This window comes from Sphingomonas sp. CFBP 13720 (assembly GCF_014842075.1).
In the GTDB taxonomy this organism is placed as follows: Bacteria; Pseudomonadota; Alphaproteobacteria; order Sphingomonadales; family Sphingomonadaceae; genus Sphingomonas.
The window spans coordinates 141,245-160,711 of record NZ_JACYVA010000003.1 but is presented as its reverse complement, the minus strand read 5'-3'; the positions used below and the strand labels follow the sequence as shown (position 1 = coordinate 160,711).

20 protein-coding genes are annotated in these 19,467 nt (G+C 67.8%); 12 read left to right on the top strand and 8 right to left on the bottom strand.

Features of this window, described 5'->3' with window-relative positions; all coding sequences use genetic code 11:
* Window positions 1-21 precede the first annotated feature (21 nt).
* The 3 genes from IFT55_RS08380 to IFT55_RS08370 form a co-directional block, all read right to left on the bottom strand.
* Window positions 22-978, bottom strand: coding sequence for a 2-hydroxyacid dehydrogenase (locus tag IFT55_RS08380; protein ID WP_249403707.1), 957 nt, complete (start codon window positions 976-978; stop codon window positions 22-24).
* An 83-nt stretch (window positions 979-1,061) separates the two neighbouring features.
* Entirely contained in the window at window positions 1,062-1,958 is an 897-nt protein-coding gene (locus IFT55_RS08375) for a glycoside hydrolase (protein ID WP_249403706.1), read from the bottom strand.
* Window positions 1,959-2,195: 237 nt separating this feature from the next.
* Window positions 2,196-2,633: a hypothetical protein gene (locus tag IFT55_RS08370; protein WP_192091013.1), complete on the bottom strand. Its 438-nt coding sequence runs from the start codon at window positions 2,631-2,633 to the stop codon at window positions 2,196-2,198.
* Window positions 2,634-2,755: 122 nt separating this feature from the next.
* Here IFT55_RS08370 and ppc point away from each other — a divergent pair, with 122 nt between their 5' ends.
* Genes ppc through nagA form a run of 3 tightly spaced genes read left to right on the top strand, consistent with a single transcriptional unit; the run spans window position 2,756 to window position 7,506 of the window.
* A complete protein-coding gene (gene ppc / locus IFT55_RS08365; protein WP_192091011.1) occupies window positions 2,756-5,431 on the top strand; it encodes a phosphoenolpyruvate carboxylase in 2,676 nt (891 codons plus the stop codon).
* Between the two features lie 54 nt (window positions 5,432-5,485).
* On the top strand, window positions 5,486-6,394 hold the full coding sequence (locus tag IFT55_RS08360; protein WP_197976379.1) for a BadF/BadG/BcrA/BcrD ATPase family protein: 909 nt from the start codon (window positions 5,486-5,488) through the stop codon (window positions 6,392-6,394).
* Window positions 6,391-7,506 (top strand): N-acetylglucosamine-6-phosphate deacetylase, encoded by a 1,116-nt coding sequence (gene nagA, locus IFT55_RS08355; RefSeq protein WP_192091009.1) that lies wholly within the window; start codon window positions 6,391-6,393, stop codon window positions 7,504-7,506. Before IFT55_RS08360 ends, nagA begins: the two co-directional genes overlap by 4 nt.
* Before the next feature lie 199 nt (window positions 7,507-7,705).
* Here nagA and panC read toward each other — a convergent pair whose 3' ends face one another.
* Window positions 7,706-8,548 carry a pantoate--beta-alanine ligase gene (gene panC / locus IFT55_RS08350; protein ID WP_192091007.1) on the bottom strand — a complete coding sequence of 281 codons (843 nt, stop codon included), beginning with the start codon at window positions 8,546-8,548 and terminating at the stop codon, window positions 7,706-7,708.
* A gap of 79 nt (window positions 8,549-8,627) precedes the next feature.
* On the opposite strand from panC, the gene IFT55_RS08345 reads away from it, so the two are divergent.
* The 5 genes from IFT55_RS08345 (at window position 8,628) to IFT55_RS08325 (ending at window position 12,345) form a co-directional block, all read left to right on the top strand.
* On the top strand, window positions 8,628-9,422 hold the full coding sequence (locus tag IFT55_RS08345) for a division plane positioning ATPase MipZ (protein ID WP_249403705.1): 795 nt from the start codon (window positions 8,628-8,630) through the stop codon (window positions 9,420-9,422).
* A 7-nt stretch (window positions 9,423-9,429) separates the two neighbouring features.
* A complete protein-coding gene (locus tag IFT55_RS08340) occupies window positions 9,430-9,684 on the top strand; it encodes a J domain-containing protein (protein WP_192091003.1) in 255 nt (84 codons plus the stop codon).
* Between the two features lie 49 nt (window positions 9,685-9,733).
* Window positions 9,734-11,116 (top strand): phosphoglucomutase/phosphomannomutase PgmG, encoded by a 1,383-nt coding sequence (gene pgmG, locus IFT55_RS08335; RefSeq protein ID WP_192091001.1) that lies wholly within the window; start codon window positions 9,734-9,736, stop codon window positions 11,114-11,116.
* Between the two features lie 72 nt (window positions 11,117-11,188).
* On the top strand, window positions 11,189-11,944 hold the full coding sequence (locus IFT55_RS08330) for an exonuclease domain-containing protein (protein ID WP_192090999.1): 756 nt from the start codon (window positions 11,189-11,191) through the stop codon (window positions 11,942-11,944).
* A 2-nt stretch (window positions 11,945-11,946) separates the two neighbouring features.
* A complete protein-coding gene (locus IFT55_RS08325; protein WP_342029274.1) occupies window positions 11,947-12,345 on the top strand; it encodes a hypothetical protein in 399 nt (132 codons plus the stop codon).
* Window positions 12,346-12,487: 142 nt separating this feature from the next.
* Here IFT55_RS08325 and IFT55_RS08320 read toward each other — a convergent pair whose 3' ends face one another.
* The 4 genes from IFT55_RS08320 to IFT55_RS08305 form a co-directional block, all read right to left on the bottom strand.
* Window positions 12,488-12,970: a DUF1440 domain-containing protein gene (locus IFT55_RS08320; protein ID WP_192090998.1), complete on the bottom strand. Its 483-nt coding sequence runs from the start codon at window positions 12,968-12,970 to the stop codon at window positions 12,488-12,490.
* A 155-nt stretch (window positions 12,971-13,125) separates the two neighbouring features.
* Window positions 13,126-13,764, bottom strand: coding sequence for a 2-dehydro-3-deoxy-6-phosphogalactonate aldolase (locus IFT55_RS08315; protein WP_192090996.1), 639 nt, complete (start codon window positions 13,762-13,764; stop codon window positions 13,126-13,128).
* A complete protein-coding gene (locus IFT55_RS08310; RefSeq protein ID WP_192090994.1) occupies window positions 13,761-14,630 on the bottom strand; it encodes a 2-dehydro-3-deoxygalactonokinase in 870 nt (289 codons plus the stop codon). The genes IFT55_RS08315 and IFT55_RS08310 overlap by 4 nt, the downstream gene beginning before the upstream one ends.
* Window positions 14,621-16,216, bottom strand: a complete 1,596-nt coding sequence (locus IFT55_RS08305) for a sodium/sugar symporter (protein WP_192090992.1) — start codon at window positions 16,214-16,216, stop codon at window positions 14,621-14,623. The genes IFT55_RS08310 and IFT55_RS08305 overlap by 10 nt, the downstream gene beginning before the upstream one ends.
* Before the next feature lie 102 nt (window positions 16,217-16,318).
* Between IFT55_RS08305 and IFT55_RS08300 the strand changes: the two genes are divergently transcribed.
* The 4 genes from IFT55_RS08300 to IFT55_RS08285 all read left to right on the top strand — a co-directional run bounded on the left by IFT55_RS08300 (window position 16,319) and on the right by IFT55_RS08285 (window position 19,413).
* Window positions 16,319-17,023 carry a FadR/GntR family transcriptional regulator gene (locus IFT55_RS08300; RefSeq protein ID WP_192090989.1) on the top strand — a complete coding sequence of 235 codons (705 nt, stop codon included), beginning with the start codon at window positions 16,319-16,321 and terminating at the stop codon, window positions 17,021-17,023.
* Window positions 17,024-17,220: 197 nt separating this feature from the next.
* The gene (locus IFT55_RS08295) at window positions 17,221-17,790 is read left to right on the top strand and encodes an ATP-dependent Clp protease proteolytic subunit (protein WP_192090987.1); all 570 of its coding nucleotides are present in this window, start codon (window positions 17,221-17,223) and stop codon (window positions 17,788-17,790) included.
* Between the two features lie 59 nt (window positions 17,791-17,849).
* Window positions 17,850-18,782, top strand: coding sequence for an XdhC family protein (locus IFT55_RS08290; protein ID WP_192090985.1), 933 nt, complete (start codon window positions 17,850-17,852; stop codon window positions 18,780-18,782).
* A complete protein-coding gene (locus IFT55_RS08285) occupies window positions 18,772-19,413 on the top strand; it encodes a nucleotidyltransferase family protein (RefSeq protein WP_192090983.1) in 642 nt (213 codons plus the stop codon). The genes IFT55_RS08290 and IFT55_RS08285 overlap by 11 nt, the downstream gene beginning before the upstream one ends.
* Window positions 19,414-19,467: the final 54 nt, after the last annotated feature.

Sequence of the window (19,467 nt, the reverse complement as noted above, 5' to 3'; positions counted from 1 at the left end):
GCCTGCGGGTCGGGCAGGGCGTCAACCCGTTGATCGTGCCGGGATGTTCGCGCTTTCCGGGACGGGCGTGATTGCACGGCCGTCGTTGAACCACGCGGCCAGATTGTCGACGACCAGTTGCCCCATCGCTTCCCGCGTCCGCTGCGATGCCGATCCGATATGCGGCAACAGCACGACATTGGGCAGCGGCAGCAACGCTGCGGGTACGTCCGGTTCGTGTTCGAACACGTCCAGACCGGCACCGAGGATCGTTCCCGCCTGCAACGCGGCGATCAACGCGGTTTCGTCCACCACGCTGCCGCGCGCGACGTTGATGAGGATGCCGTCCGGTCCCAACGCGGCAAGCACGTCCGCATCGATCATGTGGCGTGTCGCCGCGCCGCCCGGCACGACCGCGATCAACACGTCGCACGCCGCCGCCAACGCGACCACGTTCTCATGATAGTCGTAGCGGACGTCGGGCTGGCGCGAGCGGCCGTGATAGGCGATCGGCACGTCGAACCCCTCCAGCCGTCGCGCCACGGCCTTGCCGATCGCGCCCAGGCCGACGATCCCGATCCGGCGACCGCGCAGCGTGGGCGACAGCGGGAAGGGGCCGGCAGGCCAGCGACCCTCGCGCAGGTGCCGGTCGGCCTGCGGAATCTGCCGCACCGTGGCGAGCAGCAGCCCCACAGCGAGATCGGCGACCTCTTCGTCCAGCACGCCGGGCGTGTTGGTGACGACGATCCCCCGCGCGGCAGCGTCCGCCGCGTCGACATTGTCGTAGCCGACACCGAAATTGGCGACGATCTCCAGCGCGGGCAGCCGGTCGAACAGGCTGCCGTCGATGCGTCCGGCCAGCGTGTTGGCGGCCAGACCGCGAATATGCGGGCCGACCGTCCGCAGAAAGGCGTCAGCGTCGGGCTGCTCCCACAGGCGGTGCAGGTCGAACCGTGCCGCCAGCGCGGCAATCACGCTGGCGGGCATCGGTGCAGGCATCAATATTGCGGGACGTGTCATGACAGAGGGATAGCAGGTGTCATGGTGTTTGCCACCGGCATGTCGCCATACCCCGCCCGCCATCAGCAGACTTCGGCCGTCGACGCCGGCATCGGGCCATCGGGCGACCGTGCGGGGTGATCGTAATAGACGTCGCCGGGCAGCCGGTGCTGCGTGCCATAGACTTCGGACAGCACGCCATGGAGCGCGCCGTCATAGGCGGCCAGATCCGCATCGGATAGGATGCGCCGGCCATCGACCACCGCCAGCTTGTTGGAATTGAACCACGTCTGCGTGCCTTCCGCCCAATATTCGTCGATGCTCACCGACGCATATTCGCCCTTCCACATGCCGCGCGACATCGCGGTAGCATAAGCGTGCTCGACCCGCGCGAACAGCGCGGGATCACGCACGCGGATCGCGTTCAGGATGGCGTGCGAGAATTCGTGCACGAAGATGTTCTCGCCATAATAGCGTGTTCCCGGCGTTCCGAGCAGGTTCTCGGTCGCGGCGCTGGTCAACAGCCCGCCCATGCCGCGCGCGCGGTTGTTCCAGTAATCGCGATCGGTCAGGCTGCCGATACGGACGGCATATTGTTTGCGCTCGCAGTACGTCAGGCGGGGGTCGTCGATCGTCGGCTTTTTCCAGTCGCGCTGTTCGGGCAGGTCGACGGTTCCTTCGTCGACCGCCATGATCGCGACGCGGATCTTCTGTTCGACCAGCGTGTCGCGCAGGTCGGGTCGTTCGCGCAGCATCGCCACCGCGATGCCGCGCGCGGCGAGCAGCGCCGCATCGGGCACGCGCGTCGACGACACGATCGGAATGCCGGCGGCATCGACATGCCGCTGATAAAAGGGGTCGAGCGTCAACGACGACGGCGGCATGCCGATCGTCGGCGCGGGGTCGACGACCGGTGCGGTCTGCGCGGCGCAGGCCAGAAATACGATCGACAGGGCAGCAAGGCGGCGGGACAACGGCATCGGGCATCGGCTTTCGGATCGGGGAGGGCGTCGCGGGGGAGCGCATATCGTGGCGTCGGCGTCAGGCGTCGATCGCCAGCGGTGGCCCCCGGGCAGTCGTCGGCGCACCCTCCGCCCGCACGGTTCGCCGACCCGCACGGTCCTCGGGAATGTCCGCGCGGGTGCCGGACCGGCATCCGATCGACTTTCGCGTCGCTGGCCTGCGAACCGTGGTACGGTGCCCGCCGGCAACCGTTCTCAGCGCTTCCCCAGCCGCTTCGCGTTCGCGATCGCCTTCGCATGGATCGGCTTCAGCGCGCGTCCGCCGGCAGCCAGCGTTCCTTCGGTCAGCCGGACCGCCCGCCCGCCGCTCGCCGCGATCCGGGCGGCGGAAGGAAGCCGACGCGCGGTGCCAAGCGTCATTGCATCCTGCATCACCTGCATCCACAGACCCTGCATCCTGGCCATATCGGTCGCGAACGCGGTGCCCGCCTGCGTGAACGCCTGCATTTTTTCGGTCACCATGCCGGTCAGTTCGCCATGATCGGCGTTCCATGGGTCGCGCAGGCCGGCATCGATCATCGGCATCCGCCGATCGATCACCACCGCCGACGCGGCCAGTGTTTCCCAGAATTTCACGGCGGTCTGCGCGCCGTCGGTCCACATCCGCCACCATGCGAGCATCGGGTCCGTCATCGCCGCTTCCTCTGCTATCGCGCCGTCGCGGGCACGCCATCTTCCTATCACCGGAGGATAAGTTTGGACAGCACAGGCGGTCGTGCCTTGACCCCGTCCCTGCCGCATTGCAGCACATGCGCATGACGACTCTGCCTCCGATCACGAACAATCCCGACATCCGCTTTCTGGGCCGGCTGCTCGGCGACGTCATTCGCACTTATGGTGGAGAGGCGCTGTTCAAACGGATCGAGCATATCCGCTCGACCTCGGTCGATCGGCATCGCGGGGTGGCGGGGGCCGATGCGATCGATCTGGGGCTGGACAGCCTCAGCCTCGACGACACGATCGCGTTCGTCCGCGGGTTCATGCTGTTTTCGATGCTCGCCAATCTGGCCGAGGATCGGCAGGGGATTGCGGCGGAGCCGGGGGCCGATGTCGCCACCGCCGTCGCCCGGCTGGCCGGGGAGGGTATCGACCGACAGGCGGTGATGGCGCTGCTCGACCATGCGCTGGTCGCCCCGGTGCTGACCGCGCACCCGACCGAGGTGCGGCGCAAGAGCATGATCGACCACAAGAACCGCATCGCCGACCTGATGCTGCTCAAGGATGGCGGTGCCGAGGAAACGCCCGAAGGCGACCGGGTGGATGAGGCGATCCTGCGCCAGATCGCGCTGTTGTGGCAGACGCGGGTGCTGCGCCGCGAAAGGCTGTACGTCGCCGACGAGGTCGATACCGCGCTCAGCTATCTGCGCGACGTGTTCCTGCCGACGCTGCCCGCGCTGTATGCGCGGTGGGAACGCGTGCTGGGCGAACGACCGCCATCGTTCCTGAAACCCGGCAGCTGGATCGGCGGCGACCGCGACGGCAATCCGTTCGTCGATGCCGCCGCATTGAAACTGGCGCTGGCCAAGGCATCCGAAGCGGTGCTGGGCTATTATCTCGACCAGCTTCACCATCTGGGTGCCGAACTGTCGATCTCGACCGAACATGTCGCGGTCGACGAAGCGATCGCCGCGCTGGCCGACCGAAGCGGCGACAATGCCGCCAGCCGTGCGGACGAGCCGTATCGCCGAGCGATCAGCGGCATCTATGCCCGGCTGGCGGCGACGCATCTGGCGCTGACCGGCAAGCCCGGACCGCGTCCGGGGCCGCTGACCGGCGAACCCTATCCCGATCCGGCGGCATTCCGCGCCGATCTGGCGGTATTGGCGCGGGGGTTGGTGCAGGAAGGCAACGGCCCGCTGTCGACCGGCGGCGCGCTGGGGCGGTTGATCCGCGCGGTCGAGACGTTCGGCTTCCACCTCGCCACGCTCGACATGCGGCAAAACAGCGTGATCCACGAAAGCGTCGTCGCCGAACTGCTGAAATCCGCGGGGGTCGAGGCGGATTATACGGCGCTGGACGAGGATGCGCGTGTGGCGCTGCTGACCCGCGAGCTGCACAGCCTGCGCCCGTTGACCAGCCCGTATGCGACCTATTCGGACCAGACCGCGTCCGAACTGGCGATCCTGAAGGCCGCCGCCGATGCGCATGCGCGGTACGGCCGCGACTGTATCCGCCACTACATCGTATCGATGGCGCAGTCGGTGTCCGACCTGCTCGAAGTGCACCTGCTGCTCAAGGAAGCCGGGCTGTACGTGCCGGGCGACACGCCGCAGGCGCATGTCATGGCGATCCCGCTGTTCGAAACCGTCGCCGATCTGGAAGCCGCGCCCGATATCATGGCCAAATGGCTGGCGCTGCCCGAAGTCGCGACGATCGCACGGTCGCGCGGGCATCAGGAAGTCATGATCGGCTATTCGGACTCGAACAAGGATGGCGGCTATCTGACGTCGACATGGCAGTTGTCGAAGGGGTCGACGGCGCTGGCTCCGGTGTTCGAACAGGCGGGGCTGGGCATGCAGTTGTTCCACGGGCGCGGTGGGGCGGTCGGGCGCGGTGGCGGGTCGTCGTTCGCCGCGATCCGGGCACAGCCGCACGATACGGTGCAGGGCCGCATCCGCATCACCGAACAGGGCGAGGTCATCGCGGCCAAATACGGCACGCGCGAAAGTGCGGTGACGAACCTTGAGGCGATGACGTCGGCGACGCTGCTCGCCAGCCTCGAACCCGATCAGTTGCCGAAGGCCGATGCGGCGCGCTTCGCGGCGGCGATGGACCGGTTGTCCGACACGGCGTTCCACGCCTATCGCGACCTCGTCTACGGCACCGACGGCTTCACGACGTTCTTCCGGCAGGCGACGCCGATCGCCGAGATCGCTGGTCTAAAGATCGGATCGCGTCCTGCCAGCCGCAAGAAATCCGACGCGATCGAGGATCTGCGCGCGATCCCGTGGGTGTTCAGCTGGGCGCAGGCGCGGATCATGCTGCCGGGCTGGTACGGCGTGGGCGACGCGCTCCGCACGTTCGAGGACAAGGGACTGTTGCGCGAAATGGCCAGCGCGTGGCCACTGTTCGGGGCGACGCTGGCGAACATGGAAATGGTGCTGGCCAAATCCGACATGGGCGTAGCCGCGCGCTATGCCGAACTGGTCGAGGACCGCACGCTGGGCGACGGCATCTTCAGTCGTATCCGCGATGGATGGCGTCAGACGCATGACGGGTTGCTGTCGATCACCCGCCAGACGCGACTGCTCGAAAAAAACCCCGCGCTCGAAGCGTCGATCCGGTTGCGCACGCCCTATATCGAACCGCTCAACCTGCTGCAGATCGAACTGCTCAAGCGCCATCGCGCGGGGGAGGACGATGCGCGGATCGGCGAAGGCATCCTGTTGTCGATCAACGCGATCGCGACGGCGTTGCGCAACAGCGGCTGATCCGGTCCGGCACCCGGACGGGCAGCTTTGCTTGGATCGTGGCAAGACGAAGTCGTGCGTACCGTTCTCGACCCGTGGGGCTGCGATGCGCTACGATCCGGTGCGATGGACAATGTCGCGATACTGATCGGCGTCGATGGCGGCGGGACCGGATGCCGTGCGCGGGTGCGCGCGCCTGACGGCAGGCTGCTGGGCGAAGGGCGCGGCGGACCGGCCAATGTCCGGCTGGGCCACGGGTTGGCATGGGCCAATATCCTGTCGGCGATCGACGCGACGGGGATCGACCGTGCGGCATTGCCCGATGCCGCGATCGTGCTGGGGCTGGCGGGGATCGTCGATGATGCCGGCGCGAACGCGATGCTGGCGGCCGGGCCGGGGTTCGGCCGGGCACGGATCGTATCGGACGGGCATATCGCCTGTGTCGGCGCGTTCGGCGGCGGTGACGGCGGCGTGCTGATCGTCGGCACCGGCAGCGCGGCACAGGTGGTCACCGGCGGACACGCGCGCGCCCTGTTCGGATGGGGGTTCGAGATCGACGATCGCGGATCGGGTGCGGCGCTGGGCCGGATGGCGGTGCGCGCGGCGCTCGACGCGATCGACGGGATCGGCCCGGACACACCCTTCATCACCGCGATCCGCGCCCGGATCGGTGATGGTGCCGGGGCGATCGTGACGTGGCTCGGCACCGCGCGCCCTGCCGACTATGGCGCGCTGGCGCCGCTGGCGTTCGCGCATCGCGACGACCCGGTGGCGGCGACGTTGATCGCGCGAACCGCGCGGCAGGTGGATGCAATGATCGCGCATATGGTCGCGGTCGGCGCGCCGCGCGTGGCGCTGGTCGGCGGCATGGCGGCGGCGATCCTGCCGTGGCTCGACGCGACATCGCACGACCGGCTGGATTCCCCCGCGCAGGACGCTACCGAAGGCGCGCTGTTGCTGGCGCAGGAGATCGCAGGTTCATGACGCTCGCATTCCATAACGCCCGGATCGTCACGCCGGGCGGCATCCATTCGGGCGGGCTGTCCGTCGATGGCGACACCATCGCCGCGATCGATGCCGGATCGGGCGGGATCGATTGCGACGGCGACTGGCTGCTGCCGGGCTTTCTGGATACGCAGGTCAATGGCGGCGGCGGCGTGCTGTTCAACGATGCGCCCACAGTCGATACGATCGCTGCGATCGGCGCGGCGCATGCGCGATACGGCACCGCCGGGTTCCTGCCGACGCTCATCAGCGACGATCTGGACGTGGTCGATCGCGGGATGCGCGCGGTGGAGGCGGCGATCGCGGCGGGCGTGCCCGGCGTGCTGGGCATTCATGTCGAAGGGCCGTTCCTGAACGTCGCGCGCAAGGGCATTCATGACGCCAGCAAGTTCCGCGCGCTGGACGCGGACGCGGTCGCGTTGCTGTCCGGCTTGCGCCACGGTGCGACGCTGGTCACGCTGGCCCCCGAATGCAACGATCCGAAGCATGTCGCGGCGCTGGCCGATGCCGGGGTCGTCGTGGCAATCGGGCACAGCGATGCCGACTATGCGACCGCGATGGCCGCGCTGGCGGGCGGCGTGACCGGGTTCACGCATCTGTACAATGCCATGTCGCCGCTGGTCCACCGCGCGCCCGGCGTGGTCGGCGCGGCGCTGGACCACCGGGACAGTTTCTGCGGCATCATCGTCGATGGCGCGCATGTCGATCCCGCCGCGCTGCGCATCGCATTGCGGGCAAAACCGGTCGATCGCTTCATGCTGGTCAGCGACGCGATGCCGACGGTGGGGTCGGACGACAAGCGCTTTCGGCTGGGCGACCGGGACATCGTGGTGCGCGACGGGGTATGCGTCGGCCCGGACGGCACGCTGGCCGGCTCCGACCTCGACATGGCGACCGCGTTCCGCAACGCGGTCGCGTGGCTCGACGTCGACATGGTACAGGCCGCGACGATGGCGGCCACTGCACCCGCCGCGTTCCTGCGCCTGCCGCGCCATGGTGCGCTGGCGACGGGGATGCGCGCGGACATCGTCCAGCTCGACCGCGACCTGCGCGTGCAGGGCGTGTGGATCGGCGGCGTGCGCGTCGCCTAGCCCGATCGACATTCGGCCAAATCCGGCCTCATATCGTCACCCCGAACCTGTTCCGGGGGCCACCCGACCGCAAGCGATGCGGAAAGACGGTCGGCCGCCAACGATTGCCGCACGGTGGACCCGCAACAGGTCGGGGGTAACGGTCATGCAAGGCGCAGCGGCACCATCGTAGTAATGTCGATCCGGCGTACGCCCCGGTTCAGTCGAAGGGCACCGCGATATTGTCGATCAACCGCGTCGTGCCGATCCGCGCCGCCGCCAGCAGCCGCGCCGGGCGGCCGCGCACCGGATCGCCGAAGCTGTCCGCATCGACCAGCGCGACGTAATCGATCGCGAACCCTGCGCGCGTCAGCATCGCTTGTGCAGTAGCGATCGCCGTCGCCGGATCGTCGCCACGTGCGATTCCCCGCGCCGCCTCGCCCAGCGCACGCGGCAGCGCCACGGCGCGCGCGCGCTCGTCGGTATCGAGATAGATGTTGCGGGACGACAGCGCGAGGCCGTCGTCGTCGCGCTGCGTCGGCACGCCGACCACTTCGACGCCGGTATCCAGATCGATGGCCATGCGCCGGACCACCGCCAGTTGCTGGAAATCCTTTTCGCCGAACATCGCGACCTGTGGCCGGACCTGCGCGAACAGCTTGGCGACCACCGTCGCGACCCCATCGAAATGGCCGGGGCGATGCGCACCGTCGAGGACGGAACTGATCGGACCCGCCACCGATACCGACGTCGCGAACCCGGCGGGATAGATTTCCTCGACCGGCGGCGCCCACAGGATATCGATCCCGGCGTCGCTGAGCATCTGCGCATCGGCGGCCTCGCGCCGCGGATAACGGGCCAGATCCTCGCCCGGCGCGAACTGCATCGGGTTGACGAAGATCGACACGACCACCCGCGCCGCCCGGCGGCGGGCGGCATCGACCAGCGCCATGTGCCCGGCGTGCAGCGCGCCCATCGTTGGGACCAGCGCAACGGGTTCGCCCGCAAGGGAATATTCGGTCAGCATGGCGCGCAGCGCTTCCAACCGACGGATAATTTGCACGGCCGATGGCCCTTCGATATGGGTGGGGAGCGGCTTCTATGGGGCAAAGCCGCCACGATCAACAAGGACGGGTGCGACATTGGACGAGGATTCGGATCGGTTGCACGTCATCGTGTTCGCCAACGAGAAGGGCGGCACCGGCAAATCGACCACGGCGGTACACGTCGCCATCGCGCTGGCGGCGAAAGGGGCGCGGGTCGCGTGCCTCGATCTCGACCATCGGCAGCGGACGCTGGGCCGGTATCTGGACAACCGCGCGGCCACGATCCAGCGTACCGGGCGCAATCTGGTCATGCCGGTGTACGAAACGCATGACGGCGAAAGCCTGACGCGGTTCAACGATCTGCTGGGCGAACTGAGCGAGAAGGCCGATTTCCTCGTGATCGACACGCCGGGCCGCGACGATCGCTTCGCGCGGATCGCGGTGACCAACGCCGATACGCTGGTCACGCCGATGAACGACAGTTTCGTCGATTTCGATCTGATCGGCCATGTCGACCCGGATACGTTCAAGGTGACGCGGCCCAGCTTCTATTCCGAACTGATCTGGGAAACGCGCAAGCACCGCGCCAAGGCCGATGGCGCGACGATCGACTGGGTCGTGCTGCGCAACCGGTTGCAGCATATCGAAGCACGCAACATGCGTCGCGTGTCCGAAGCGATCACCCAATTGTCGAAGCGGGTCGGGTTCCGCGTCATCCCCGGACTGTCCGAACGCGTGATCTATCGCGAACTGTTCCCGTCCGGCCTGACGATGCTCGACCGCAACGATCTGGGCGAAATGGGGCTGGCGCATGTCGCCGCGCGTCAGGAACTGCGCGAAATGCTGGGCGGGTTGCAACTGCCCGAACCGGCGCACGCCCCGGCGATCTGATCGTTCGATGGTCAAGCTGGTCCTGATCGTCGCGGCGATCGTCGCCTTCTGGCTGTGGCTGCGCGCCAAGCCGCGCGTGGTCGGCGGCGAGGCGGAGGCTCGCGCGATCCTCGGCGTCGGCAAAAATGCCGATGTCGGCGAGATTCGCGCCGCGCATCGCCGCCTGATGCAGGCGGTGCATCCCGATCGCGGCGGATCGGCCGACCTTGCCCGGCGCATCAACTCGGCGCGCGACGTGCTGATCGGGCGGTTGCGTCATTGAACCTTTCCGGGCGTCGGACGCTCCGTTGCGGACCAATCAGGAGACCGGCATGACGCATCGTTTCGACCCCAGCTCGCTGCGCGAATACGACATTCGCGGTATCGTGGGGAAGACGCTGGGCACCGCCGACGCCCATGCGATCGGGCGTGGGTTCAGCAGCGTTGTGCGTCGCGCCGGCGGCACGCGCGTGGCGGTGGGGCGCGACGGTCGGCTGTCGTCGGTCGAACTGGAACAGGCGCTGGTCGCCGGACTGACGCAGAGCGGCGTCGACGTCGTGCGCATCGGCCTCGGCCCCACGCCGATGCTATATTATGCCGAGGCAACGCTGGAGGTGGACGGCGGCATCCAGATAACCGGCAGCCATAATCCCGCCGAGTATAACGGGTTCAAGATGGTGTTGCAGCACCGTCCGTTCTTTGGCGAGGATATCCAGTTGCTCGGCCGGATGGCGGCGGAGGCCGACTGGGAAGAAGGCGCCGGGACCGCGACCGACTATTTCATCGAGGACGATTATGTGAACCGGTTGATCGTCGGCTATGCCGGCGGCGCCTATCGCATCGGCTGGGACGCGGGCAACGGCGCCGCCGGCCCGGTGATCGAGAAGCTGGTCAAGCTCCTGCCGGGTGAGCATCACCTGCTCTACACCGATGTGGACGGCAATTTTCCCAATCATCATCCCGATCCTACCGAAGAAGCCAACCTTGCCGATCTCAAGGCGCTCGTCGCGGACAAGCAGCTCGATTTCGGACTGGCTTTCGACGGCGACGGCGACCGGATCGGCGCGGTCGACGGCACCGGGCGGGTGGTATGGGGCGACCAGTTGCTCGCGATCCTTGCCGAACCGGTGCTCCGCGAACTGCCCGGCGCGACGATCATCGCCGATGTGAAGGCCAGCCAGGCGCTGTACGACCGGATTGCCGAACTGGGCGGCACGCCGCTGATGTGGAAGACCGGTCACAGCCTCATCAAGACCAAGATGCGCGAAACGGACTCGCCGCTGGCAGGCGAGATGTCGGGGCATATCTTTTTCGCGCACGAATATTACGGGTTCGACGATGCGCCCTATGCGGCGGTGCGGCTGATCCGCGCGATCCACATGAGCGGCAAGTCGATGACCGAGCTTCGCGGGGCGATGCCCGCTATGGTCAACACCCCCGAACTGCGCTTTCAGGTCGACGAGACCCGCAAATTCGCGGTGATCGACGAAGTCCTCGCCCGGCTGGAAGCATCGGGGGCCACGGTGGACCGTACCGATGGCGCACGGGTGAACACCGCCGATGGCTGGTGGCTGTTGCGCGCGTCGAACACGCAGGACGTGCTGGTCGCCCGCGCGGAGGCGAAGGACGCGACGGGGCTGGCCGCGCTGCTCGCGCAGATCGACGCGCAACTGGCGCTGTCGGGGCTGGAACGCGGGGTGCAGGCGGGCCATTGATGCGATGACCGCCGGACCCCGGCCTATCTGTCCGGGGTGGCATTTCGACGCGCGCGCGCCCATTTGCACGGCATGGCTCCTCCGCAGATCATCCGTGTCGTCGACCTCGAAACCACGGGGCAGGCTCCGCCCGCGCATGGCGTGTGCGAAGTGGGCTGGCAGGACGTGGCGCTGGGGGAGGACGGCCGCTGGGAACTGAGCGGCGAAGGCGGGCAGCATTTCGTCAATCCCGGCCGGCCGATCCCCCCGGTGACACAGGCGGTGCATCATATCCTCGACGAACAGGTCGCGGACGCGCCGTGGTGGCAGGATATCGCGCGGCGCGTGCTCGATCCCTATCCCCGCCGGTTGGCGCTGGCGGCGCACCGTGCGGATTTCGAACAGAAATTCTGCACCGCGCAACTGACGCACGGGGCCGACTGGATCTGCACGTGGAAATGCGCGCTGCGGCTGTGGCCGGATTCGCCGGGCTTTTCGAACCAGATGCTGCGCTATTGGCGCAAGCCCGGCGGCATGGAGCATGAACGCGGGTTGCCCGCGCATCGCGCCTTTCCCGATGCCTATGTCACCGCGTTCCATCTGCGCGATATGCTGAACGAAGCGTCGATCGCGCAGCTGATCGAATGGTCGAACCAGCCGGGCCTGTTGCCGCGCGTCCGCTACGGTCCCGATCGCGGGCGCGAATGGAGCGAGATCGACGACGATTCGCTCGACGGTTTTCTGGGCGACCGCGACGAGGACGTGCGCTTCACCGCGCAGACCGAACTGGCGCGGCGGCAGGGCGGCGGAGAGGTCAAGCGCAACCGCAACGACTGGCTGCTGCTTTGAGCGTGCTGCGGACCTTGATGCAGGTGGTGCGGGTGCACTGCCCGGTATCGGGGGACGTGCTGGCGCGGTTGCAGGCGGGCGAGGTGGCGGCACTGCACGACGATCCGGTGCTGGCGGCGATCGTCGCGATCATCCGGGGCGGCGACGTGCTGGGTGCGATCGGCCCGTATCGCGGCGTGTTCGAACTCGGGTTCGGGCTGGAAAGTTTCGTGCCGGGGGCGGATGCCGTGCCGACGACCGGGCGCGCCGGCACGGCGGAGGTGGTGGCCACGGTGGTGGTCAAGACCTATGCGGCAACGGGGGCAGCTATCGATACCGCGCTTGCGGCGATCATCGCGGCACATCCGTGGGAGGTGCCGGTGATCGAGGTCGGGGCGGTCGAACTGGTAACGTCCGAATAATCGCCGAGCAGTCGCGATCGTCCCGCCCGTACTGCGTAGCCGCTGCGCTTGTCGAAGCGCCGTATCGAAGGATCGCCTCGGCCCGCTGCTTCGATACCGGTCTTCGACCAGCGCAGCCCCTGCTCGGTACGAACCGTTGATCTTACCCCTGCCTCCCGCCGAGCACCGACCGTGCCCCTTCCAGTGCCACGCCGAACACGAGATGCGCGGCGGCGCCATAGGCATGGGTCGCGGCACCGGTTTCCCATGGTGCGCTGCCGAGGCCGGCTGCGGGAACGGCGGCCTCGTCTAGTAACAGCGAGGTCGCAGCGCCATAGAGGCTACCGAAACCGGCGGCGGCACCGGGGCGATATTCGGTAAGGACGCCGTACAGGCCGCCCAGCGCGGCGCCGGTCAGATAGTGGACCGCCTGACCCGCCTGCGGGCGATAGTCTTCGGGAACCTGCCGCCCGGTCGTGGCGAGCGCCACCTTGTCGGCGGCCTTGACCGTGGCCGGATCGTCGTCGCTCTGATCCAGTCCCAGCGGTTTCGCGGCGACCGACTGGAACGCGGCCATCGCGACGGAAGCGATCAGGCCGGCGGCGATGCCGGCGAACAGGCCAAGGACGGGGCGGGGATGCGACATGGACGGCTCCGGGCAGGGGGAGCGGGGTAAACGGTCGGAACGGATCGGGTTTCCGTCCCGTACCGCCATGGTACGCGAGCAGATACTTCGCCTGCGCGGTGGGACGATCGAAGGCGTTCACCGCGATGATCGCCTGCGTCTTTGTGACGCGGCCCCTATTTCTCCAGCGCAGCCCACGCAGCGACGAACGCTCGCGCGCGTTCGCCGACCGTCGCGGCGTCCATGCCCGGCACGTACAGCGCCGAGCCGAGACCATAGCCCGCCGCCCCCGCCTGATGCCATTCGTCCAGCTTCGAGGGCACGATCCCGCCGACCGGCAGCATCCGCACGCCCTTGGGCAGCACCGCGCGCATCGCCTTCATTACCGCCGGGCTGGCGGCTTCGGCGGGGAACAGCTTCAGCGCGGCGGCGCCTGCTTCCAGCGCGGCGAACGCTTCGGTCGGGGTGGCGATGCCGGGCATGGACACCAGCCCGCGCGTGGCGGCGGCGGCGATCACGCGCGTGTCGGCATTGGGGGAGATGATGATCGTGCCGCCCGCCGCCTCGACCCGCTCGACCGCGTCGACGTTCAGCACCGTGCCCGCGCCGACCACGGCATAGTCCTTCAACCGTGCCGCCAGCCGGGCGACGCTGTCATAGGGATCGGGCGAGTTGAGCGGCACTTCGAGGATGGTGAACCCCGCATCGACCAGCGCGTCGCCGATATCCTCGACCTCGTCGGGGCGGACGCCGCGCAGGATCGCGACCAGTGGGCAACGGGCGAAGGCGGCGTCGAACGCCTCGATATGGGTCATGCGGAAAGCTCCCGGATATGGGTGATGCCGGCGACGAACGCGTCCTCGCACGGGGTGACGACTGCGCGGCCGTCCAGTGTCTCGATCGCCATGGCATAGAGCGTCGCGAGATCGCCGTCGGCGACCAGTTGCACGACCTGTCCGGGGGCGATCCGCGCGGCGACGTCGCTGCCGATCACGACGCCGCTGGCAAAGGATGCGGCCTGTGCGTCGTCGCGCAGCCCCAGCACGCTGGCGGCACGGATGCCGAACAGGCTGGCGGTCAGGTCGCGCCGCGCCCCTTCGCGCACCCCGTCGCGGAACGCATCGCCCGCTATGACCGGCGCGGCCAGTTGCGGCGCCAGCACGCCGTGCGCGCGGACCAGCGCGAACAATTCGCCCGTCATCGCCGTAGTGAAGCGCGCGACGCGCCCGCCGGTCAGTTCGACCCATTTGCAGTGCGTACCCGGCTGGCACAGCAGCGCGTCGCCCGGCACCTGCCCGATCAGCGCCGCGCCCAGCAATTGCACTTCCTCGCCGCGCATCACGTCGCCGCGCGCACCGTCGCGGAACGACAGCCCCGGCACGATGGCGGTGCGATCGTCGATCCGCGTCAGCCCGGCGGCCAGATCGCCGATGCCCGCCGGCGTCGTCGCATAGGGCGCGACCGTCCAGCCGATCGTTGATCCGACCATCCCCGCCATCAACACGGGCAGGTCGCCCATCCGCTCGCGCAGGCCGGCGATCTCCGCCGGATACGCGTCCTTCGCCATGGACGATACGCCCAGTGCGCTGCGTTCGACCGCCGCGATCCGCCTGTCCTCGATCCGATAGGCGCGGCGGTTGGTCGTGCCCCAGTCGACGGCTATGAACGGGCTTACCACCATGTCGCGTACAGCGCGATCAGGATCAGGACGACGCCCAGCCCGGCGACGTTGAAGCTGTTCGACGTGTCGAAGCGCACGCCCTCCATCGTGATGCGGTTGGCATCGCCGCGCCCCCTGATCGCCAGCGACAGTCCGATGGCGAGCGCGAGGCTGAGCAGGAACACCAGCCCCATCCGGTCCATGAACGGAATGTCGGGTGCGAAGGTGCGGAACAGATACGACAGCAGCACGGACGCGATGGCCGCGCCGATCGCACCGGCTTCCGTCGCACGTTTCCAGAACAGGCCCAGCAGGAAGATGACCGTGATGCCCGGCGTGAAGAAGCCCGAAAACTCCTGGATGAACTGGAACGCCTGATCCGCCCCGCCCAGCAGCGGCCGCGCGGTCAGGATCGCGATCAGGATCGCGACCGTCGCCGCGATCCGCCCGACCAGCACCAGCTTGCGTTCGTGCAACCGGTCGCCCGCCGCATCCTCGGCATGGGTGCGGATGCCCTTGCGCTTGGCATACAGGTCGAGCGTGAAGATCGTCGCGATCGAATTGATCTTGGATGCGGTCGACGCGATGATCGCCGCGATCAGCGCCGCGAAGACAAGGCCGAGCAGCCCCGGCGGCAACAGCCGCATCATCGTCGGATAGGCTTCGTCCGGCTTGGCCAGATCGGGGGCCAGCACGACGGCGGCGATGCCCGGCACCACGATCACCAGCGGCATCAGCAGCTTGAGATAGGCGGCGAAGACGATGCCCTTCTGCGCTTCCGGCAGCGACTTGGCGGCCAGCGCGCGCTGGATGATATACTGGTTGAACCCCCAATAGCTGAGGTTCGCGATCCACATGCCGCCGATCAGGACCGACAGTCCGGGCAGATCCTTGTAGAACGGATTGTCGCGCGTCAGGATCATGTCGAACTTTTCGGGTGCACGCCGGGTCAACTCGGCAAAGCCGCCCATGACGCCCGCATCGCCGCCGATCTCGTTCAGCGTCAGATAGGAAATGGTCAGCCCGCCGAAGACCAGCAACGCGACCTGCACGATGTCGGTCAGCGCCACCGCCTTCAACCCGCCGCGCAACTGATACAACAGCGCGAACAGGCCCAGCCCGGCCAGCGCCACCGTCTGGTCGACGCCCGCGACCTTGGTCACCGCGATCGATCCCAGCCAGATGATGCTGGTCAGGTTCACGAACACGTACAGCGCCAGCCAGAATACGGCCATCAGCGTGCGGATCGACGGGCCGTACCGTTCCTGCAGGAACTGCGGCATCGTATAGATCTCGTTGCGCAGGAAGATCGGCAGGAAGTATTTGCCGACGATCAGCAGCGTGAGCGCCGCCATCCATTCATAGGACGCGATCGCCAGCCCGATCTGATAGCCCGATCCGGCCATGCCGACGATTTGTTCGGCGGAGATGTTGGCCGCGATCAGCGATGCGCCGATCGCCCACCATGGCAGCGACTTTGACGCAAGGAAGTAATCGGACGAATCCTTTTCCTTGCCCCCCTTGTCGCGGCTCACCCATTGCGCGAGACCGAATATCCCGATCGCATAGATGATGACCACGATGAGGTCGATCGTCGACAGGCCCATAGTTTTCCTCTCCGACGCGCTGGCGCGCTTGGATCGCGACAATTATACGACGAATAGAAAGTGTCCAGTGCGAAGCACCGGGCGGACGGTAACGGAGGGGTGATGGCGGCGCGTACGACCGGGGGAACGGGCAGGAATCTGACACAGGCGACGCTCGACATTCTGGGCCGCGCGATCGTCACCGGCGAATACGACACGCGTCCCTTCCCGACCGAAGCCGATATCGCGCGGGTGCATGGCATCAGCCGATCGGTGACGCGCGAGGCGGTCAAGATGCTGACCGCAAAGGGACTGGTCAGCGCCCGTCCACGCAAGGGCACGGTGGTGCGTCCGGCGGCGACGTGGAACCTGCTCGACCCCGACGTGCTGCACTGGATGCTGGACCGGCAGTTCTCGGTCGAATTACTACGCCATTTCAACCAGTTGCGCGTCGCGATCGAGCCGGAGGCGGCGGCGCTGGCGGCGCGGTTCGCCGATGACGACGATCATGCGCGCATCGCCGCCGGGCTGGCGCGGATGGCGGCGGCGGAACGGGGCGAGGACGACCCGCTCGACGCCGACATCGCATTTCACGTCGCGGTGCTGCTGGCGGCGAAGAACCCGTTCTATGCGCAGTTCCGCGACATGGTGTCGACCGCGTTGCGCACGTCGATCCGCTTCACCAACACCATCGTCGGCCGGTCCGCCAGCGTCGAACAACATGCGGCGGTGGCCGACGCGATCGCGCGCGGCGACGACGATGCCGCGCGGATCGCGATGCGGGCCATCATCGGCGACGTGCTGGGGCTGATCGACGCCCGGGACTAGCGTGCCGCCGGCCCACGCGCCGGCCGATACTTCGCCGCGCGCAAGAACAGGGGAAGAAAAAGCGGAACCTTCTTCGCCGTCGTCCGGTATCGCCGCAGGCCCCGCTACAGAACGGGGCGTCCACTCCATCGCCATGCCTGCGCCGCCGTATCCCCCGGTGGCGTCGCCATGCGCCATCCCAAGGGGGAACCCACGCCATGCCCGATACCAGCGTCAACGATTATCCGATGCTCGCCCTGCCGCACGTCCACCTCGCGGGACCGGTCGATCACGACATGTACCAGTCTTTCCGTACGCAGATGGCGAACGCGCCCGCCGACGGGCCGCTGGTCATCTCGATCTCGACGCTCGGCGGCGATCCCGAAGTCGCCCGCGCGATGGGTGACGATATCCGGCTGCTGCGCGACTATACCGGGCGTGAAGCGCTGTTCCTCGGCAAGGTCGCGGTCTATTCGGCGGGTGCCACGTTCATGGCGGCGTTCCCGACGACCAAGCGGTTCCTGACGAAGGGCACGCGGCTGATGCTGCACGAACGCTTGATGTCGAGCAGCATCGAACTGTCCGGCCCGCTCAAGACGCTGGGCTATACGCTTCGTGCCAAGCTGCACGAAATCGAGCATTCGATCCGCATCGAGGAAGAAGGGTTCCGGGACATCGTCGCCGGATCGGACGTGCCGTTCGAGGAGCTGGTCGAAAAGGCACCATCCAACTGGTATATCGAAGCGGAGGAAGCCAAGGCGCGCGGGCTTGTCCTCGACGTCATCTGACCGGAGGATCGGGCGGGCCGGTGGTGCGTTACTGCCGGTCACGCCACGATCGGAACCCCATGGCCGACAATGATTCCGTGCTCGCCGCCGCCCGTGCCTGGGCGGGCGAGCCGCTAGCCATCGCCACCGTCACGTCGACATGGGGATCGGCCCCGCGACCGCGCGGCAGCCATATGCTGATCCACGCCGATGGCCGGTTCGAAGGATCGGTGTCGGGCGGCTGCGTCGAAAGCGACATTCTCGCCACCGCCGCCGACATCCTTGCCGGCGCACCGTTCGCGGTGCGGCGCTATGGCATCGCCGACGCGGCGGCGTGGGAAGTCGGCCTGCCATGCGGCGGCGAGATCGAGGTGATGGTGCAACCGGTCGCCGCCGACGGCTTCGACCCCGAACTGTTCGATCGCATCGCCGCCGCGGCGGATCGCGGCGACCCGCTCACCGTCGCGACCGATCTGGATACCGGCATCAGCGCGCCGTCGGACGCGGGAACGCAGGATGCGGCGGCGCGCGTGTTCCTCAACCGCTACGATCCGCCGCGCCGGTTGCTGATCGTCGGCGCGGTCCAGATCGCGCAGGGTCTGGCGGCGATGGCGGCGACGCTGGGCATCGCGACGACGGTGATCGATCCGCGCGCCCGTTTCCTGACGTCGGAACGCTTTCCCGGCGTCACGCTCGACGATCGCTGGCCGGACGAAGCGATCGCGGCGTTGCGCCCCGATGCCGCGACCGCCGTCGTGACGCTCAGCCACGATACGAAAATCGACGATCCTGCGCTGATCGCCGCGCTCGCCGCGCCGACCGCCTATGTCGGCGCGCTGGGGTCGCGGCGCAGCCACGCGGCCCGCCGCGAACGGCTGTCGGCGGCGGGCGTGGCCGATGATGACCTCGACCGGATCGACGGGCCGGTCGGACTGGATATCGGCGCGATCGGTCCGTCCGAAATCGCGCTGTCGATCGCGGCGGCGATGGTAAGGACGTTCCATGCTCGCTGAAGAAACCACCCTGATCCTGCTGGCGGCGGGCCGTTCGCGTCGCTTCGGTGATGCGGACAAGCTGGCGCAGGAATTTCTGCACAAGCCGGTCGCCTATCATGTCGTGACCGCATTGGAGGACGTACCGTTCCGCCACCGCATCGCGGTGATCGATGGCACGAAACTGGATTTCGCGTCGCGCGGCTTCGACGTGATCGTCAACGAAGACCCGGCGGCGGGCATGTCGCTGTCGGTGAAGCTGGGGCTGCGGGCGGCACGGGCGGCGGGCACACGCGCGGTGCTGTTCGCGCTGGCCGACATGCCGCGCATCACCGCCGCGCATATCTATCGCCTGCTCGACGCGGCGCGCGACGACGACGCCGTGGTCGCGTCCAGCGACGGCATAAAGCCATGCCCGCCCGCGATCTTCGGGCGCAACCGCTTCGACTTTCTGGAATCGCTCGAAGGGGACGCGGGCGCGCGCGATCTGGTGCGCGCCGGTCGCCATGTCGTCACCGCCCCCGCCGAACTGATCGACATCGATACGCCGGAGGATCTGGAGCAACTGCGCGCCATCGCCGCGTCGCCCGAAACGCACGACGCCATCACCCGGCCGCGCGCCGAGCCATGGTGGGCGCCCACGGCGGGCTGAACTTTCCTACATCCGGGCCAGCGCGTATGCGGGGATCACGCTCTTTCCATCGTC

Excerpts from the sequence above, each read along its gene's own strand:
- IFT55_RS08380 (WP_249403707.1), bottom strand. The coding sequence starts at position 978 with ATGCCTGCACCGATGCCCGCCAGCGTGATTGCCGCGCTGGCGGCACGG.
- IFT55_RS08375 (WP_249403706.1), bottom strand. The coding sequence starts at position 1,958 with ATGCCGTTGTCCCGCCGCCTTGCTGCCCTGTCGATCGTATTTCTGGCC.
- IFT55_RS08370 (WP_192091013.1), bottom strand. The coding sequence starts at position 2,633 with ATGACGGACCCGATGCTCGCATGGTGGCGGATGTGGACCGACGGCGCG.
- ppc (WP_192091011.1), top strand. The coding sequence starts at position 2,756 with ATGACGACTCTGCCTCCGATCACGAACAATCCCGACATCCGCTTTCTG.
- nagA (WP_192091009.1), top strand. The coding sequence starts at position 6,391 with ATGACGCTCGCATTCCATAACGCCCGGATCGTCACGCCGGGCGGCATC.
- IFT55_RS08340 (WP_192091003.1), top strand. The coding sequence starts at position 9,430 with ATGGTCAAGCTGGTCCTGATCGTCGCGGCGATCGTCGCCTTCTGGCTG.
- pgmG (WP_192091001.1), top strand. The coding sequence starts at position 9,734 with ATGACGCATCGTTTCGACCCCAGCTCGCTGCGCGAATACGACATTCGC.
- IFT55_RS08330 (WP_192090999.1), top strand. The coding sequence starts at position 11,189 with ATGGCTCCTCCGCAGATCATCCGTGTCGTCGACCTCGAAACCACGGGG.
- IFT55_RS08320 (WP_192090998.1), bottom strand. The coding sequence starts at position 12,970 with ATGTCGCATCCCCGCCCCGTCCTTGGCCTGTTCGCCGGCATCGCCGCC.
- IFT55_RS08315 (WP_192090996.1), bottom strand. The coding sequence starts at position 13,764 with ATGACCCATATCGAGGCGTTCGACGCCGCCTTCGCCCGTTGCCCACTG.
- IFT55_RS08310 (WP_192090994.1), bottom strand. The coding sequence starts at position 14,630 with ATGGTGGTAAGCCCGTTCATAGCCGTCGACTGGGGCACGACCAACCGC.
- IFT55_RS08305 (WP_192090992.1), bottom strand. The coding sequence starts at position 16,216 with ATGGGCCTGTCGACGATCGACCTCATCGTGGTCATCATCTATGCGATC.
- IFT55_RS08300 (WP_192090989.1), top strand. The coding sequence starts at position 16,319 with ATGGCGGCGCGTACGACCGGGGGAACGGGCAGGAATCTGACACAGGCG.
- IFT55_RS08295 (WP_192090987.1), top strand. The coding sequence starts at position 17,221 with ATGCCCGATACCAGCGTCAACGATTATCCGATGCTCGCCCTGCCGCAC.
- IFT55_RS08290 (WP_192090985.1), top strand. The coding sequence starts at position 17,850 with ATGGCCGACAATGATTCCGTGCTCGCCGCCGCCCGTGCCTGGGCGGGC.
- IFT55_RS08285 (WP_192090983.1), top strand. The coding sequence starts at position 18,772 with ATGCTCGCTGAAGAAACCACCCTGATCCTGCTGGCGGCGGGCCGTTCG.